Genomic DNA, 16564 nt, shown 5'->3' with positions numbered 1-16564 from the left:
TAAAAAATTTAATTTTCCAGGTTATACTTGGCCAGCTTCAGGTAAAGCGTTTTCCGGTCGATGTTTAACAGGCGGGCGGCTTTGGATTTGTTGTATTTTACTTCTTGTAAAGTTTTATAAATAAGCTCGCGTTCGTTAGCTTCCTGCAGGGCTTTTAAGTCCGGGCCTTCGGTTTTAGGCACTTCGTTTACCGCATTTACCATTTCTTCGGGTAAAGTTTCGGGGCCGGCAATTTCGCCCGGTGAGAGCAATACGGCTCTTTTAACCACATTTTTTAATTCGCGCAAATTGCCGGGCCAATGGTAATCCCGTAAAATAGCCATCATTTCCGGCGAAAATGCCTGCACGTTCCGGTTAAGTTCCTGATTAGCCAAATCGATAAAGTGCGTCACAAATTCTTCTAAATCAGCTTCCCGGTCGCGCAGCGAGGGCACTTTAATTTTAAATTCGTTTAAGCGGTGGTATAAATCTTCGCGAAAGTCGCCGTTCTTTACGCTGTTTACCAGGTCGTCGTTGGTAGCGGTAATTACCCGTACGTCTACGTTTATTTGTTTATTGCTGCCCAGCGGTTGAATAATACGTTCCTGCAAAGCGCGTAAGAGTTTTACCTGAATTTCATAAGTAAGATTACCTACTTCGTCGAGGAAAATAGTGCCGCCGTGCGCGGTTTCAAATAAGCCTTGTTTATCGTGGGTAGCACCGGTAAAAGCGCCTTTTACGTGCCCGAAAAGCTCGCTGTTGGCAATTTCGCCGGAAATAGCGCCGCAATCTACGGCCACAAAAGGAGCTTCGGTCCGTTTACTTTGCTGATGAATGGTACGGGCTACGTATTCTTTGCCGGTGCCGCTTTCGCCCTGCACAATCACCGACATATCCGTAGGAGCTACCAACTGTATAAACTCGTGTAATTGCTTGGAGGCGTAGCTATGGCCCGCGATAAACAGCGACGAACCCGCCAATTTTGCCCGACCCGCTTCCTCTTCGGAGGGTAGTACTTCTTTAATTACCATCAGCAACTCGTCGGGGTTAACGGGTTTGGTAATGTAATCGAAAGCGCCCAGGCGCATGGCCCTAACGGCCGTACCCACATCCTGAAAGCTTGTCATCATAATGCCGGGAATCGGGGCCGGCAGATTCCGGATAAATTCTAAAATTTCAAAACCAATACCATCGGGTAAGCGGTAGTCCATTAAAACCAATTGGTACTGCTGGCTTCCCAACAACTTTATGCCATCTTTAACCCGGTGGGCTACGTTTACTTCAAAGCCTTGTTTTTTTAAAAAGCCTTCCAGTATCAGCGCAAAGGTTAAATCGTCTTCTATCACTAATATTTTTGCCATTCCTTATTGAAAATACGTGGAAATTGTAAAAATAAAAAAAAGCCGGGTAATTCCCGGCTTTTCTTTTAACGTTGCAATAAGGTAGCACTTATTAGATTTTTTAAATTATTTTACTGGTTTACCTTCTTTACTTAATTTAACGGTACCAATCTGGTTAGCTTGTTTTAACTCGATAGAGTAATATTCTTTGCCAGAAGCATCAGTTACTAACTGAGCGCCGGATGGAGTCCAGGTTTTTAATTTTTCGCTGGCTAAAGTAGCTTTTACTGCAGCCGGAAGTTCTTCCAGAGCCACGGCAGTTCCGGCAGGGGCAGCGGTGCTAGCAGCATCAGCAGCAGTACCTGCACCTGTAGCGGTACCAGCAGCAGTGCTTGTAGCAGCTCCTGTTGCGGCAGCGCCGGTCGCATCGGCCGCCGGTGTAGTGGCGGTGCTAGCTGCGGTTCCATCCTGCGTACCGCTCTGGGTTCCTGCTGGAGTTGTTGATTGGGTAGCACCCGACGTAGCGCTTGGAGTAGTGGTTTGCGTAGCAGTACCAGACTGACCACCAGTTGTAGTTTGCGCGTTAGCAGATACAGCACCTAATAAAAACAGGGAAAAAGCGGACACAACAATTTTTTTCATAACAGTAATTTTAATCTATTAAACATTCATTGGTGCTCTTATTAATTCGAAAGCTGTGCCAAAAACAAGAATTAGGATTATGCAACTGTAAACCAGTATTTTAACAAGAATTAAAAATTTTTAAAAAAAATTAAATTGTAGAATTATTCCGCAGGTTGGGGGCGCAAAACTGGGGAATAGGTGCTTTTTTGCCACACTTTGTACATTCAGGCGGGTAGATTTTTAAAATTCAGGTTTATTCCGGTGAGATAAACAGCAGTACATTAAGTTTAAGTTAAATAAGCAAATGCTGTTTTTGCTTTTTATCTATCCTTATTACCTTGGAAATAAATAAGATATAAAAATGAGATTAAATTTATTAAATACTTCTGCAAACCACAGAATTGAGCCAGTTCAAATTATTAAACCGCAAAATTTAAAGCTTGACAGCGTGGCTTATAACTCATCTTTGCTTTCCTCGGGCTTATTTTATCAGCTGCATAAGGAAGATGAGTTGGAGAAAACCATGTATCAGGACGATTTTTATGACTTGGAGGAAGAAGATGAATTTTACCCGGAAGAAGACGGCAATCGGGATAACTACGAAGATGATTACGAGTATGATTACCACCGGCACAAATAAAATTTAAAAAGCAAAGGCTGAAAAGAGAAGAACCAGGCAGTTCTTTATTTTCAATCTTTGCTTTTTAAGTTAAGGAGTTGCTTTGCCGGCAACTTGATGGATTTTTAAATTTTTAAAATTTTAGCCTTTTAAAGAGTTTGTTCTTACTTAAACTTTCCTTTGAGCATGGCTAGTTTTGCCTGAAAATCGTTCTGTGGTTCTTCTTCCCGTTTGTTGCGGTCGCCTTTTTTACCCGCTCCACTGCCACCACCAGCGGGTTTAGCCGCCATGGGTTCCGTTTTTAAAGATAAAGAAATTCGTTTGCGGGAGGCATCTACTTCCAGTACCGTTACCTCTACCCGTTGTCCTACTTTTACAACTTCGTGCGGATTACTCACAAACCGATCGGATAAGTGACTCACGTGTACTAATCCATCCTGGTGTACCCCAATATCCACGAAAGCACCAAAAGCTGTTACGTTGGTGATAATGCCGGGTAATTTCATGCCGGTACGCAAATCGTTTATTTCATTTACGCCTTCGGTAAACGAGAACGCTTCGAAACTTTCGCGGGGGTCGCGGCCGGGTTTGGCCAACTCGCTCATAATATCCTGCAGCGTAGGCAAACCAACGGTGTCGGTTACGTAATTTTTTAAATTTATTTGTTTGCGGAGCTCCGGTTTTTTCATCAGGTCGGTAACCGTAGCGCCTAAATCTTTGGCCATGCGCTCAACCAATTCGTAGCGTTCGGGGTGCACGGCACTGGCATCCAAGGGGTTTTGCGCGTGGCGGATGCGTAAGAAACCGGCGGCTTGCTCAAATGCTTTGTCGCCTAAACGCGGTACTTTTCTTAGCTCGGCGCGGGTACGGAACGGACCGTTTTGGTTGCGGTATTCCACAATGTTCTGGGCCAGACTGGGGCCTAATCCGGAAACGTAGGTTAATAATTGCTTGCTGGCGGTGTTTACTTCCACACCTACGGCATTCACCGAACTCATGACCACATCGTCCAGAGAATGTTTTAAGGCAAACTGATCGACGTCGTGCTGGTACTGACCTACGCCAATGCTTTTGGGGTCGAGTTTTACCAGCTCGGCGAGTGGGTCCATTAAACGGCGGCCAATGGAAACAGCGCCCCGCACAGTAACATCGTAATCCGGAAACTCTTCGCGGGCCACATCCGAAGCCGAGTAAATAGAAGCACCGCTTTCGTTTACCATTACTACCGCAATGGTGTTGGGTAAGCCTAAGCCGCGGACAAAAGTTTCGGTTTCGCGACTAGCCGTACCGTTGCCAATGGCGATGGCTTCTACTTCGTACTTCGAGGCTAAATATTTAACGGTACTGGCGGCTTCCTGCGCTTGCCGGGCGCCAGTGTGCGGATACACGTTTTCGTTGTGCAGTAACTTGCCTTGTTTATCCAGTACCACCAGTTTACAACCGGTCCGGAAGCCGGGGTCCAGGGCTAATACGGTTTTCTGCCCCAACGGCGCAGCTAATAACAACTGGCGCAAATTGTCGGCAAATACCCGGATAGCTTCTTCGTCGGCGCGCTTCTTCGATAGCATCCGGATTTCGGTTTCCATTGAGAGTTTCAGCATGCGTTTGTAGGCGTCTTTGGTCGCGATTTTTACCTGCTGGGCGGCTTCGTTATTGCCTTTCACGAACATATTTTCTAATAATTCAATCGCTTCTTCTTCTTCGGGTTGGGCGTTGAGCATCAAAATCATTTCGTTTTCGCCGCGACGCATGGCCAGCACGCGGTGCGAAGGCGCTTTATCAATGGGCTCTTCCCATTCAAAGTAATCTTTGTATTTCTGGCCTTCTTCTTCTTTGCCCAGCATCACGCGGCTCTTGAACAGGCCTTTCTTCTCGAACAAATTCCGCATACGAGCCCGGGCATCGGGGTTTTCGTTAATCCATTCGGCAATAATATCGCGGGCGCCGGCTAAAGCTTCTTCGGTATCTTTTACTTCTTTTTCCGCGCTAATGTATTGATGGGCTTCGGCAGTTACGTCAAATTTCTCCTGCTCAAATAAACGTTGCGCCAGCGGTTCCAGCCCTTTCTCGCGGGCAATGGTAGCTTTGGTGCGGCGTTTGGGCTTGTAAGGCAGATAAATATCTTCGAGCACCGCCATGGTTTCGGCGGCGTGAATCTGCTCTTCGAGTTCGGGGGTTAGTTTTTGCTGCTCCCGGATCGATTTCAGAATGGCTTCGCGGCGTTTATCCAGTTCGCGGAGCTGTTCCATGCGGTCGCGGATGCCCGCCACGGCCACTTCGTCCAGCGAGCCGGTAACTTCTTTGCGGTAACGGGAAATAAAAGGCACGGTAGCGCCTCCGTCTAACAATTCTACGGTTGCTTGTACTTGCTTGATGCTGATACTCAGCTCAGTGGCAATTTTAAGGTAATTTCTAATTAATTCTTCCATGCGGCACTAGGCTTCGGGTTAGACCTCAAATTTACGGTGGAAAAATTGGAAGGCAAAGCCGGAGAGGGGGTTGATGTTTTAGAAAGATTTTGGTATAGGTAGGGGAGGATTAAGTTGATGGGTGTTGAAAAACGTTTGTGAAGACACAAACGTTGGCGTAAGGAGGCTGTTACGGTACCTACCTGCACGACATAGTGATATAGGATTAGTTGTTAATTTATGAATTAACTTAATCTTACCTTTTTAAAATTTAAACATGATTCTAAAGTTCTTATCATGATTCTAAAGTTCTTATATTAAAGATAAAATTGGGGCATCTAAATTTTTTTATTATGGATTTTAAAAGCTATTTCCAAGAATTTTCTGATAGAAAAGAAAGTATAAAGTTGCAAGAGAAACAATTACAAGAAGATTATAAAAACTTTGTAAATACTAATAGAACAAAAATTCGTAAATATATTCCTAAGAACGGTGATATAGTGGAGTATATACCAGAACAAGATGTAGATAGAAACTATTATGGAAGAGATGAATGGAAATATTTGAAGGTAACCGATAACCGAATTATTTCATCTGATCGTTGGCATTCTTTTATACCGGAAATAGGCGTTATTCCACTAAATGAGTATTACGCGCCATTAAAAAATTATAACGAACGTATTGCTATTACAGCATTTAAAAAGATAGAGAAGGTAGTAGATAAATCAGCAACAATTGGTTGTATTTATATTTTGAATATTGAAAACACTAATATTTATAAAATTGGGTTTTCTATCAATCCTTTAAACCGAATAAGCAGTATCCGTACATCTAATCCCTTTGATATCAGTATAACAGTGATTTTTAAATGTTTTCATGCTAATAAGCTTGAACGAGAACTACATAATCTTTTCCAAAGTAAGAGAAAGAATAGAGAATGGTTTGTTCTGGACAGTGAAAACTTTAAAGAGATAAAAGAATATATTGGTGAGAATCTAATAGTAGAATTAGATGAAGATGGATTGGAAAAAGAAAAGCCGATTGATGATTCTGCCTTGTGACTGCAGGGATACGAGATAGAAAAAAAGCAAATTAAAAAAGCATTTGAAGATCTAAAAAGGAAATATATTGAGAAATATAAAGCTAACTTTATTGGTAAGAAAGTTAAATGCAATTATGGCTATGTTTATCTTATAACTAGTGTTTCTATTAGGGATACATTAGAGGAAAGACAAACAAAGTTATTAATCTACTACTATGGCAAAAGAATCTCTAAAAGCGGTAGAATAACTATTGAGCAGAGACAGTTTTTTCTAGATAAACGTTATGCGATAATAATACCGCCTTATTTTACAGACAATAAGTACTTTGAAGAAAAAAGATGTCTATTTAGACAATATACAAAGTTAAAAGCAAACTTTATTAGAGAGAATAACCCTTTTAAAAAAGGAGAGGAAGTAATTTATAGTTCAGGAGAACGATTTATAATAGAGAAAACAGTCTTTAATGATACTTTGATTTGGGAAAATGAAGCTTTCTTTAGCTATACTGGTAGAATGATACAGAAGAATGGAAAACTTTCTGCCAAAACATATAATTTATTTTGTAGAGCCATTATAAAAACTAAATAAATCTGTTCCATTACGCCCTCGTTTGTGTCTTCACAAACGAGTTTACAGCCGCTCCCCAATATGCGTTAAAAAGCCAAATTCATTTACACCAGTTTCATAAAAAGTAGCGGAAGAATACTTATACTCTAAAGGAGATTGCGCTAAGAGCCATTTGCCTTGCACCGGATTGTTATGGATGTAATCTAATTTTTGAAAAATAACAGCAGGCGAGTATAGGTGAACGGGTAATGCATCGCGTTGCCAGAACTGGTACTTCCTGGTTTTTAGATTTACTGCAAAATACGGCAGCACTTCCGGATGAAATTGCTGTAGGTCCGTGAGTATTTGGTGGCTGGTAAACTTCATAAAGCTGGCATGCGGTAGTTCTTTGCCGTTAAGTTGCGTAAATTCCCAAATCAGATGAAGGTGGTTGGGCATTATAACAAATCCGTAAACCACGATTTTCTTTTCAGCTACTAAAAACTTTAAACTGTTTACAAGTATGTCTTTGTATTTATCTGGTTTAAGCAGATTTTTCCAGTTTAAGATGGTCGCGGTGTAAAAGTAAATGGAGCCCAGTTCCATAGTCTAAGAACGGTAGAAAAAGGAAAGTGTTTGTGGCGCTAATAATACGAGCAGGATGTTTATATGGATAAGAATTAAATAGTACGAAAACGTTTGTGAAGACACAAACGAGGGCTATGGGTCAAAACATAAACGATAACGAGAGAAGCAGTTGATAATAGATTTTTTGTCAGGTATTTTAACAAAGAATCTATTGTCAACTGCTTTAAACGAAAAATTTTATCTTAAAAAAATTAAGGAAGTTAACCGTTAAAGCTTTTGCTAAATAAGGATAATTTGTTTTATTGAAGTGGCATCACTTTTCTTCATCTAGCAAATAAGCATTACATGTCCGTACCAGGCAGTTCAGCAAAAGTATCTACAGAAGCTATTAAAACCAGCACGGATCAACCCAACCGCTTAAAAGCCATTATTAGCGGCTCCATGGGGAATTTGGTGGAGTGGTACGATTGGTACGCCTACTCGGCTTTTTCTATTTATTTTGCCCCGGTATTTTTTCCGAAGAGCAGCGCGACGGCGCAGCTTCTAAACACGGCCGGTATTTTTGCGGTGGGCTTTCTCATGCGGCCCATCGGGGGTTGGTTATTTGGTCGCCTCGCCGATAGAGTGGGGCGCAAGTTTGCCATGACGCTCTCGGTGTTGCTCATGTCGTTTGGGTCTTTGCTCATTGCAGTTACGCCTTCTTACCAGTCTATTGGCGTGCTGGCGGCAGTTCTGCTTTTGTTTGCCCGTTTGCTGCAAGGTTTAAGCGTAGGCGGGGAATACGGTACTTCGGCTACCTATTTAAGCGAAATGGCCACGGCTAACCGGCGGGGTTTTTATTCCAGCTTTCAATATGTTACACTTATTGGCGGGCAACTTATTGCTTTGGGTATTCAGTTACTCATGCAGCAGTTGTTTTTAACCGAAGACCAGATGCACGCCTGGGGCTGGCGCATTCCGTTTGTAATTGGGGCGGGTTTGTCTCTTACGGCTTTGTATTTGCGCAGCCACATGCAGGAGTCCGTAGCTTTTACCCAGGAAAAGGATAACCCAGTAAAAAAGAAAAGCGGCACCATTAAACAATTGCTGCAACACCCGCGCGCCGTAGCCACCGTGGTTGGTTTAACTTTGGGCGGTACCATTGCTTTTTACACCTACAGCACCTACATGCAAAAGTTTCTGGTAAACACGGTGCACCTCAGCAAAAGCCAGTCTACCCAGGTAACGTTTGTGTCGCTGCTGATTTACGCGGCCCTGCAACCACTTTTTGGCTTGCTTTCCGACCGCATCGGCCGCAAGCCTTTGCTCATTGGGTTTGGCGTTTTAGGTACTTTGGCCACCGTGCCTTTACTTACCGCTTTAAGCCAGACAACTAACCAGTGGCAGGCTTTCGGGCTGATTATGTTGGCATTGCTCATTGTGAGCGGGTATACCTCCATTAACGCTGTGGTAAAAGCCGAATTGTTTCCTACCGAAATCCGGGCCTTGGGAGTAGGCTTTCCTTATTCTATAACGGTAGCTCTTTTTGGTGGAACCGCGGAGTACGTGGCGCTCCGTTTTAAAAACGCCGGTCACGAAACGTATTTTTACTGGTACGTTACCGCTTGTATTTTTATTTCGCTGCTGGTATACCTCACCATGCGCGATACCAAACACACCTCCCTGATAGGTGCTACTTCCTGATTATTCCGGGTCTAGAGATTAGCCGGCTGCCCGTTTAAAAATCCGTTTACCAGATTCCCGGATAAGCTTATATTTACTAAAAGTTACAGTTGTCGGGTAAAATGCTTTTATGCATTTCAGGGGAAAATACCCGCTATTGCGGCGTGTTACATCACCGGACACTTTGCCCGGTTTAGGTGTATCAAAACCGGACAAATTTTTTAAATTTTACGTAAAATAATGGCGTAAAATACTGAAATAAAGACGATTATATGTTTGGCATTTTTATTTCTTTAGTTCCGGTACAAGCAAGAAATTAATTATTAAGAAATACAACAATGGACGTTTTAATTAAAAAGAAGAAGTGGACTACCAAAAGAATCGTGAGCCTGGCCATGGGAGCCTTGGTGGTGGTGCTGGTGGGCGCTTCTTATTTTTCGACCAGTGGCAAAGCTAAACTAAATGTAGATACCAATAAAATTACCATTAGCAATGTTACCAAAGGCAATTTCCAGGAATTTATTCCCCTGGATGGTATTGTGCTCCCCATTAAAACCATTTACCTCGATGCCAGCGAAGGCGGTACCGTACAAAAAGTTTTAGTAGAAGACGGCGCTAAATTAAAAGAAGGAACGCCGATTGTGCAACTAGCCAATACCGATTTGCAGCTCGAAATGATGAACCGCGAAACGGCCGTGTTCGATTTAATTAACAACATGAACACCACCCGCAACTTAATGCAGCAAAACCGCATTACGCAGCTCAACCAACTCGCCGACATTGATTACAACCTGCGCGATGCCGAGCGTTTATACGTGATGAACAAAAAGCTCTACGAAGAAAAAGTAGTACCGCAACAAGAATTTTTGCAAGCCAAATACAAATACGATTACCAGGTCCGGAAGCGCCAGTTAACCCTGCGTACCTTAAAGCAGGATTCCCTGAATATGAGCCAGCAATTAGGCCAGATGAAAGAATCGGTGGAGCGGATGCAAAACAATTTGGCTTTGATGCGCAAGAAAATGGACGATTTGCTGGTAAAAGCTCCCGTAGAGGGCCAGATTACTTCGCTTAACGCCGAAATTGGTGAATCAAAAACCCGCGGTCAGCGCCTGGGCCAGATCGACGTACTGGATGGCTTTAAAGTGCGCGCCAACATCGACCAGCATTACATTACCCGGGTATTTACCAACCAAAAAGCTACTTTTTCTTACGCCGATAAAGATTACGAATTAGTGATTAAAAAAGTATTCAGCCAGGTAGGCGCCAACGGCCAGTTTCAGGTAGATATGGAATTTGTGGGCGAAGTACCTCAGGGCATCCGGCGCGGCCAATCGTTGCAACTGCGCTTAGCTTTATCCGACCAAACCCAGGCTGTTCTGGTACCCCGCGGCGGCTTTTATCAGAAAACCGGCGGCAACTGGATCTTTAAACTCGACGAGAACGGCGATAAAGCTTACAAAACCGAAATCCGGTTGGGTCGCCAGAATCCGGAGTATTTCGAAGTGGTGTCGGGCCTGAACCCCGGCGACAAAGTAGTTACCTCGAGCTACGAAAACTACGAAGACATGGGCGAACTGGTGATTAAAGAAGAAAAAGAATAAAGGCCATGAAAAGCTTGCTGGTTTTTATCGGTATCTGGATTTTTAGTTTCGGGGTGCAAGCCCAGAACCTATCCGAAGAAAAAGCAGTACGCCAGGCCATCCGGAACTACGTTGATAGCTTTTATAATGCCGATACCGCCAAAGTTTACGCCAGCGTACATCCCGAACTGGCTAAACGCGGTTACTACAAACGCGAAGGTCAATACCAGGAAACTAAAATGACTTTCCGCCAAATGGTAAAATTATCGGCAAGGTGGAACAAAACCGTTAAGCTCGCTCCGGATGCTCCTCAGGAAATCACTATTTTCGAAATTAAAGATAAAATAGCAGTAGCAAAAGTAAAGGCTCATTGGGGTACCGATTACTTTCATCTGGCTAAGGACAACGGTACCTGGAAAATTTATAATGTTATCTGGCAAGATTAACGCGAAAAGCATAAAAATTTAAAAAAAGACTATCAACAGCATAATCACGAAAGAAATGATTACTATCTCGAACCTCGAAAAGGTGTACCGCACCGAAGAAGTTGAAACGAAAGCCCTGAATAAAGTCTCGTTCGTGATAAACGAAGGGGAGTTTGTGGCCATCATGGGACCGTCGGGTTGCGGTAAATCCACTTTGTTAAACATTCTGGGCTTGCTCGACCAACCCGATGGCGGTAGCTTCCAGTTTCTGGGCCAGGAAATTGCTACTTTCTCGGAGCGCCAGCGGGCCGATTTACGCAAGAAAAATATTGGCTTCGTGTTCCAGAGCTTTAACCTGATTGATGAATTAACGGTGTTCGAAAACGTAGAACTGCCTTTAATTTATCTGGGCGTGGGTGCCGCCGAACGCAAGCAAAAAGTAGAGGCTGTACTCGAGAAAATGCAGATTATGCACCGCCGCAACCATTTCCCGCAACAATTATCGGGTGGTCAGCAGCAGCGGGTAGCCGTGGCCCGGGCCGTTATTCAAAAACCCCGTTTAATCCTAGCGGATGAGCCCACTGGTAACCTGGACTCCAGCAACGGGAACGAGGTAATGGAACTGCTCACCGATTTAAACGAAAATGGTACCACGGTAATCATGGTAACGCACTCCGAGCACGATGCCCGTTACGCCCACCGCATTCTGCGTTTGCTCGACGGCGAGGTAGTGCTCGAAAACATAAAAGAACAATTCTCCGGGGTGTAGCGCTGCTGAACTGCCACTACCAAGGTTTTTTAAATTTCAGCAAGCTATTGGCTTGGCTGCCCATCTTTAACGCCCGTTTGTATGCTCAAAAGTTACTTCATTATCGCTGTCCGCAATTTGGTACGGCATAAAGTATTTTCTTTTATTAACTTATTCGGGCTGGCTTTGGGTATGTCCGGCGCTTTGCTGATTGGCTTGTGGGTGCAGGATGAACTAAAATTTAACCGCTTTTACCCCGACCTCGATCGGCTTTACTTCGTGCGGATTTTCGATGGGCAGTATACCAGCAATATTACCAGTAGTCCGCTTACCGAAGCGTTAAAAACCGATATTCCCGAAGTGGAAAAGGCCACCAAGTTGAGCTGGTCACAAGACTTGCTGGTGACAGTAGGCGAAAAAGCTTTTAAAGAAAGTGGCTATTATGCCTCCAGCGATTTTTTTGATGTGTTTCAGCTTCCTATTATTCAGGGTAATCCCCGCACGGCTTTACAATCGCTAACCTCCATTGTTATTACCCGGAAACTAGCCGAAAAATACTTCGGTAACTCCGACGTAGTCGGGAAAACCATCCGGCTCGATAATGCCAAAAACTATCTGATAGGCGCGGTCGTGGAAAATATTCCGTTTCATTCCTCCGTCCAGTTTGATTGGATCGTTAATTTTAAAGTTTTCGAGGAAGATTGGATGCATAACTGGAATAACAACAGCTTCCAGACTTACGTAAAGCTCCGGCCAAAAGTAACGGCCACCCAAGCAGAAAATACCATGCGCACGCTCGTGTCCAGGTATAATCCGGGTCCGGACAGCAAGAATCTCCGGCCCATCCTGCAACCACTCTCCCAAGTATATTTATACGGCGAATACGAACAAGACAAACCAGTAGGTGGGCGCATCGAGTATCTTCAGCTGTTTACTTTAATTGCGGTATTTACACTGCTAATTGCCTGCGTTAATTTCATGAATTTGTCAACGGCCCGTTCTGCCGCCCGCTCCCGGGAAGTAGGCGTCCGGAAGGTAATAGGCGCCGGTCGTTCTTCTCTTGTGCAGCAGTTTATGGGCGAATCGTTACTGATGGCGTTATTAGCCTTAGTGCTCGCGCTGGCTATAACATGGTTAGCCTTGCCCCACGTAAACAGCTTTACGCAAAAACAACTTTCGCTGCAGCTGGCTCAACCAGTATTATGGATTGCCTTACTGGGGCTGGCCGTACTCACCGGCTTAATTGCCGGTAGTTATCCGGCGTTGTTTTTGTCTGCGCTCCAGCCAGTGCGGGTACTTAAAGGAGCTTTAAAAACGGGAGTTAGTGCTACGCGTTTACGGCAGTCCTTGGTAGTTTTTCAGTTTATCCTGTCTATATTCCTGATTATAGGCATGCTGGTTGTAGGGCGGCAAATAGATTACCTGCGCACCGCCCGGCTTGGGCTGGATCGCGAAAACATATTTTACGTACCCATCGAAGGTAATCTGGCAACCAAACGAAAAGTTTTTCAGCAGGAGTTATTGCGCTCCGATGCGATACAAGCAGTAACTACTACCGGAGAATTACCTATAAATATCGGATCTAATACTTCGGGTAACCTGGATTGGCCCGGTAAAGATCCAAAGCAAATCGAAACTATCTGGCAAATGACGGTAGGCACCGGATTTGTAAAAACAATGAATATTACGTTGTTGAGCGGCCGGGATTTTCAAGCTATCCCCAACGATTCCCTTCACATCTTGGTAAACGAATCGGCGGCTAAGCTAATGGGCTTTCAGGATCCGGTGGGGCAATCGATCACGTTTATGGGCCAGAAAGGACGCATAATCGGGCTGATGAAAGATTTTCATCTGGCTTCGCTGCACGTTCCCATTCAGCCCCTGGTTATCCGGCATATCTCTAACTGGACCAATTTTGTGCTTGTTAAAACCCAACCTGGTCGTACGGTAGAAGCTATTAAAACTGCCGAGAAAATTGCCCGGCAGCTAAATCCAGCTTACCCCTTTGATTATCATTTTCTGGACGATAATTACGAAAAGCTGTACCGCAACGAAATGCTTATTCATACTATTGTGAATGTATTTGGAGTGGTGGCCATATTAATTTCTTGTTTGGGCCTATTTGGTCTGGTAACCTACACGGCCGAACAGCGGACTAAAGAAATAGGCATTAGAAAGGTACTGGGTGCTTCGGTCGCCAATATTGTTGCTTTACTTTCGGCTGATTTTTTAAAATTAGTGCTGCTGGCTAACATAATAGCCTGGCCATTGGCGTGGTGGGCCGTGGATAACTGGTTACAGAATTTTACTTACCGAGCATCCGTGGGTTGGGAGTTATTTGCGCTGGCCGGCGTTGCCGCTGTTCTTATTGCTTTACTTACGGTTAGTATGCAGGCCATAAAAGCGGCCATAGCTAATCCGGTAAAAGCTTTGCGCAACGAATAAAGTCAGCACCCTTGGGTTATCCGGACGGATACTGTACTTATTGGCTGGAGTAAATTTTGTTAGGTTTTGGCCTTTCTGTTTACTTTTTAGCCTTGCCATACGCCCATTCTATAATTTTAATAGTTCAAGCCAATGCTGAAAAACTACTTTAAAATTGCGGTTCGCCACTTTTTCCGGCATAAGACTTATTCGGCCATTAACATGCTAGGCCTGAGTATAGCCATCACCTGTTGCTTGTTAATAGGGCTGTTTGTGCGACACGAATGGAGCTACGATGATTTTCACGCGAAAGCCGATCGTATTTATCGCCCCTGGATTAACGAGGTTTATAAAAATGAGCCTTTCATTAATACTACTACCCCATATCCGCTGGGACCAGCCTTGGTCGCCAACTACCCCGAAGTAGAAAAAGCCACCCGCCTGGTAAAGCTAGATGGCAAAGTACAGCGCGGCAGCGAAATTTTTACCGAGCAAATTCACCTGGTGGAGCCGGATTTTTTCCAGATGTTCGACTTTCCTTTGGTGCAAAAAGAAAGCCCCGAACCTTTGCGAGAAATTAACAGCGTGGTTCTAACTCAAGCCACCGCCCACAAATACTTTGGCGAAACAAACCCCATAGGTAAAATTTTAAAAATACAACTGGATTCTACCCTGGAAGCTTTTACCGTAACTGCCGTAGCCCAGAATGTACCTACCAATTCCAGCATTCAATTTAATTTTTTACTGCCATTTGGGCGCATTAAACAACTCCGCAGCGAAAAAGCATTGAACCACTGGCAACGTGTAGAAGCTGAAACCTACGTGCTGCTGCGGTCCGGTACCCAAGCTAAACAATTAGAGGCCAAGTTTCCCCAAATGGTAAAAGTAGCTTTCGGCGAAAAATACCAGCCGGGAGCCTACGATGTTCACCTGCAACCCATCCGGGATATTCACCTCAATAACACTTTGCCCGAAGGACTGGAACCAATTAGCAATCCGGCTTACTCGTACATACTAGCTACCATTGCGTTTTTTATTTTACTCATTGCCTGCATTAATTTCATGACGCTCTCGATTGGCCGTTCGGTGAGCCGGGCGCGCGAAGTAGGCGTACGCAAAGTAATGGGCGCCATCCGGGGTCAACTCATTCAGCAGTTCTGGGGCGAGGCCTTGTTCTTAACGGTGCTGGCCGTGGTTACCGGTTTTTTGCTGGCCGTTTTGCTGTTGCCTGTATTTAACCAGCTCGCCGATAAAAATTTAAAATTTGTGCTCGATACCGGCACCATGGGTTTGTTGCTGGTTTTAATAATGGTAGTGGGATTAGTGGCCGGTAGTTATCCGGCCTTGGTGCTTTCTAACTTTAAACCCGTAGAAGTTTTAAAAGGCAAACTAACCATTAAAGGCGACCAAAGCTGGTTCCGGCGCAGCCTGGTAGTAGTGCAGTTCGGGCTTTCGGTGTTTCTGATGGTGGGCACCCTGGTAATGAACCGGCAAATGCATTACCTGCAAAGTAAACCTTTGGGTTACTACACCAACCGTTTAGTAGTAATTCCTACTACCCAAAGTGGCGAAGCTGGTCAGGCGCAGATTACCCGTTTTCGGGAGGCACTTAGTAAACACCCGGCGGTAGCAGCGGTGGCGGCTTCGGCGTTTCCTTTTGGCAATGGGCCCTGGGCCGAAGTAGGCTACAACGATAACCAGAAAGTATACCGCGAATTTGCCCAAAATAACGTAGATGCGCACTTTATTCCTACCTACAACATTCAATTAAAGGCCGGCCGCAACTTTTCAGCCAGCAACACCGCCGATAAATTTCAATCGGTTATTGTAAACGAAGCTTTAGTAAAAGAATACGGCTGGAAAGATCCGTTGAACGCCCGTTTACCCGGCGACTTTCCGGCGCACCGCATTATTGGCGTAGTCGAAGATTTTAACTTCGAATCGTTGCATACGCCGGTAAAACCGCTGGTACTGGTCATGCAGCCCGACTCTTTGTACCAAGGCATCGAAAATTTAATGATCTCTTCTTCGTCGCAATCCGATATTTCCGTAAGGCTGCACCCTGGTAACCTGGCAGAGCAAGTAACCTTACTGGAACAAACCTGGAAAACAATTGCGCCCAACGAACCATTTTCCTATACCTTCCTGGACCAAAACCTGGAAAACCAGTACCGGCAGGAGCAGCGCCTGGGCCAGATGATTAACATTGCATCGGGCTTGTCTATTTTTATTTCCTGCCTGGGCTTGTTCGGGTTGGCTACTTTAGCCGTGGCGAGGCGTACCAAAGAAATTGGCGTGCGCAAAGTTATGGGCGCTTCCGTTCCGGATATTGTTACCCTGTTATCCAAAGATTTTGTAATGCTGGTTATAATTGCCAATGTGCTGGCCTGGCCGGTGGCCTGGTATAGTTTGCACCAGTGGCTCCAGGATTTTGCTTACCAGGTGCCCGTAAGCTGGTGGGTGTTTGGGGTAGCGGGCCTGGCCACGGTTATAATTTCCTTAATCACCATTTCTTTTCACGCGATCCGGGCTGCTTTAGCCAACCCGGTGCAAGCGTTGCGTAGCGAGTAGTTGA

General features: G+C 44.6%; 12 protein-coding genes. 8 read left to right on the top strand and 4 right to left on the bottom strand.

The genetic code is table 11. The features are described from left to right. Positions 1 to 8: 8 nt before the first annotated feature. Together HUW51_RS07820 and HUW51_RS07815 are read right to left on the bottom strand one after the other, a co-directional pair. Positions 9 to 1340: a sigma-54-dependent transcriptional regulator gene (locus HUW51_RS07820; RefSeq protein WP_185273416.1), complete on the bottom strand. Its 1332-nt coding sequence runs from the start codon at positions 1338 to 1340 to the stop codon at positions 9 to 11. A 105-nt stretch (positions 1341 to 1445) separates the two neighbouring features. Next, positions 1446 to 1961, bottom strand: a complete 516-nt coding sequence (locus HUW51_RS07815) for a hypothetical protein (RefSeq protein WP_185273415.1) — start codon at positions 1959 to 1961, stop codon at positions 1446 to 1448. Positions 1962 to 2391: 430 nt separating this feature from the next. Here HUW51_RS07815 and HUW51_RS07810 point away from each other — a divergent pair, with 430 nt between their 5' ends. Beyond that, positions 2392 to 2583, top strand: a complete 192-nt coding sequence (locus tag HUW51_RS07810; RefSeq protein WP_185274668.1) for a hypothetical protein — start codon at positions 2392 to 2394, stop codon at positions 2581 to 2583. Positions 2584 to 2726: 143 nt separating this feature from the next. On the opposite strand, the gene HUW51_RS07805 is transcribed toward HUW51_RS07810, so the two are convergent. Next, positions 2727 to 4991, bottom strand: coding sequence for a Tex family protein (locus HUW51_RS07805; RefSeq protein ID WP_185273414.1), 2265 nt, complete (start codon positions 4989 to 4991; stop codon positions 2727 to 2729). 332 nt (positions 4992 to 5323) lie between these two features. On the opposite strand from HUW51_RS07805, the gene HUW51_RS07800 reads away from it, so the two are divergent. Then, positions 5324 to 6031, top strand: coding sequence for a GIY-YIG nuclease family protein (locus HUW51_RS07800; protein ID WP_185273413.1), 708 nt, complete (start codon positions 5324 to 5326; stop codon positions 6029 to 6031). A gap of 612 nt (positions 6032 to 6643) precedes the next feature. Here the strand turns inward: HUW51_RS07800 and HUW51_RS07795 are convergent. Next, positions 6644 to 7165: a transposase gene (locus tag HUW51_RS07795; protein WP_185273412.1), complete on the bottom strand. Its 522-nt coding sequence runs from the start codon at positions 7163 to 7165 to the stop codon at positions 6644 to 6646. A 327-nt stretch (positions 7166 to 7492) separates the two neighbouring features. On the opposite strand from HUW51_RS07795, the gene HUW51_RS07790 reads away from it, so the two are divergent. From HUW51_RS07790 to HUW51_RS07765, 6 genes are all read left to right on the top strand, one after another. Further along, complete coding sequence (locus HUW51_RS07790) at positions 7493 to 8830, top strand: MFS transporter (protein ID WP_185273411.1); 1338 nt, start codon at positions 7493 to 7495, stop codon at positions 8828 to 8830. Positions 8831 to 9147: 317 nt separating this feature from the next. Next, on the top strand, positions 9148 to 10413 hold the full coding sequence (locus HUW51_RS07785; RefSeq protein ID WP_185273410.1) for an efflux RND transporter periplasmic adaptor subunit: 1266 nt from the start codon (positions 9148 to 9150) through the stop codon (positions 10411 to 10413). 5 nt (positions 10414 to 10418) lie between these two features. Continuing rightward, positions 10419 to 10838 (top strand): nuclear transport factor 2 family protein, encoded by a 420-nt coding sequence (locus tag HUW51_RS07780; protein ID WP_185273409.1) that lies wholly within the window; start codon positions 10419 to 10421, stop codon positions 10836 to 10838. Positions 10839 to 10893: 55 nt separating this feature from the next. Further along, on the top strand, positions 10894 to 11586 hold the full coding sequence (locus HUW51_RS07775; protein WP_185273408.1) for an ABC transporter ATP-binding protein: 693 nt from the start codon (positions 10894 to 10896) through the stop codon (positions 11584 to 11586). Positions 11587 to 11667: 81 nt separating this feature from the next. Further along, positions 11668 to 14010 (top strand): ABC transporter permease, encoded by a 2343-nt coding sequence (locus HUW51_RS07770; protein WP_185273407.1) that lies wholly within the window; start codon positions 11668 to 11670, stop codon positions 14008 to 14010. A 132-nt stretch (positions 14011 to 14142) separates the two neighbouring features. Next, positions 14143 to 16560: an ABC transporter permease gene (locus tag HUW51_RS07765; RefSeq protein ID WP_185273406.1), complete on the top strand. Its 2418-nt coding sequence runs from the start codon at positions 14143 to 14145 to the stop codon at positions 16558 to 16560. Positions 16561 to 16564 lie beyond the last annotated feature (4 nt).

The sequence above is a fragment of the Adhaeribacter swui genome, assembly GCF_014217805.1.
GTDB classification, from domain to species: Bacteria; Bacteroidota; Bacteroidia; order Cytophagales; family Hymenobacteraceae; genus Adhaeribacter; species Adhaeribacter swui.
The sequence above is the reverse complement of the archived record's forward strand: the minus strand, read 5'-3'. Positions and strand labels throughout refer to the sequence as shown.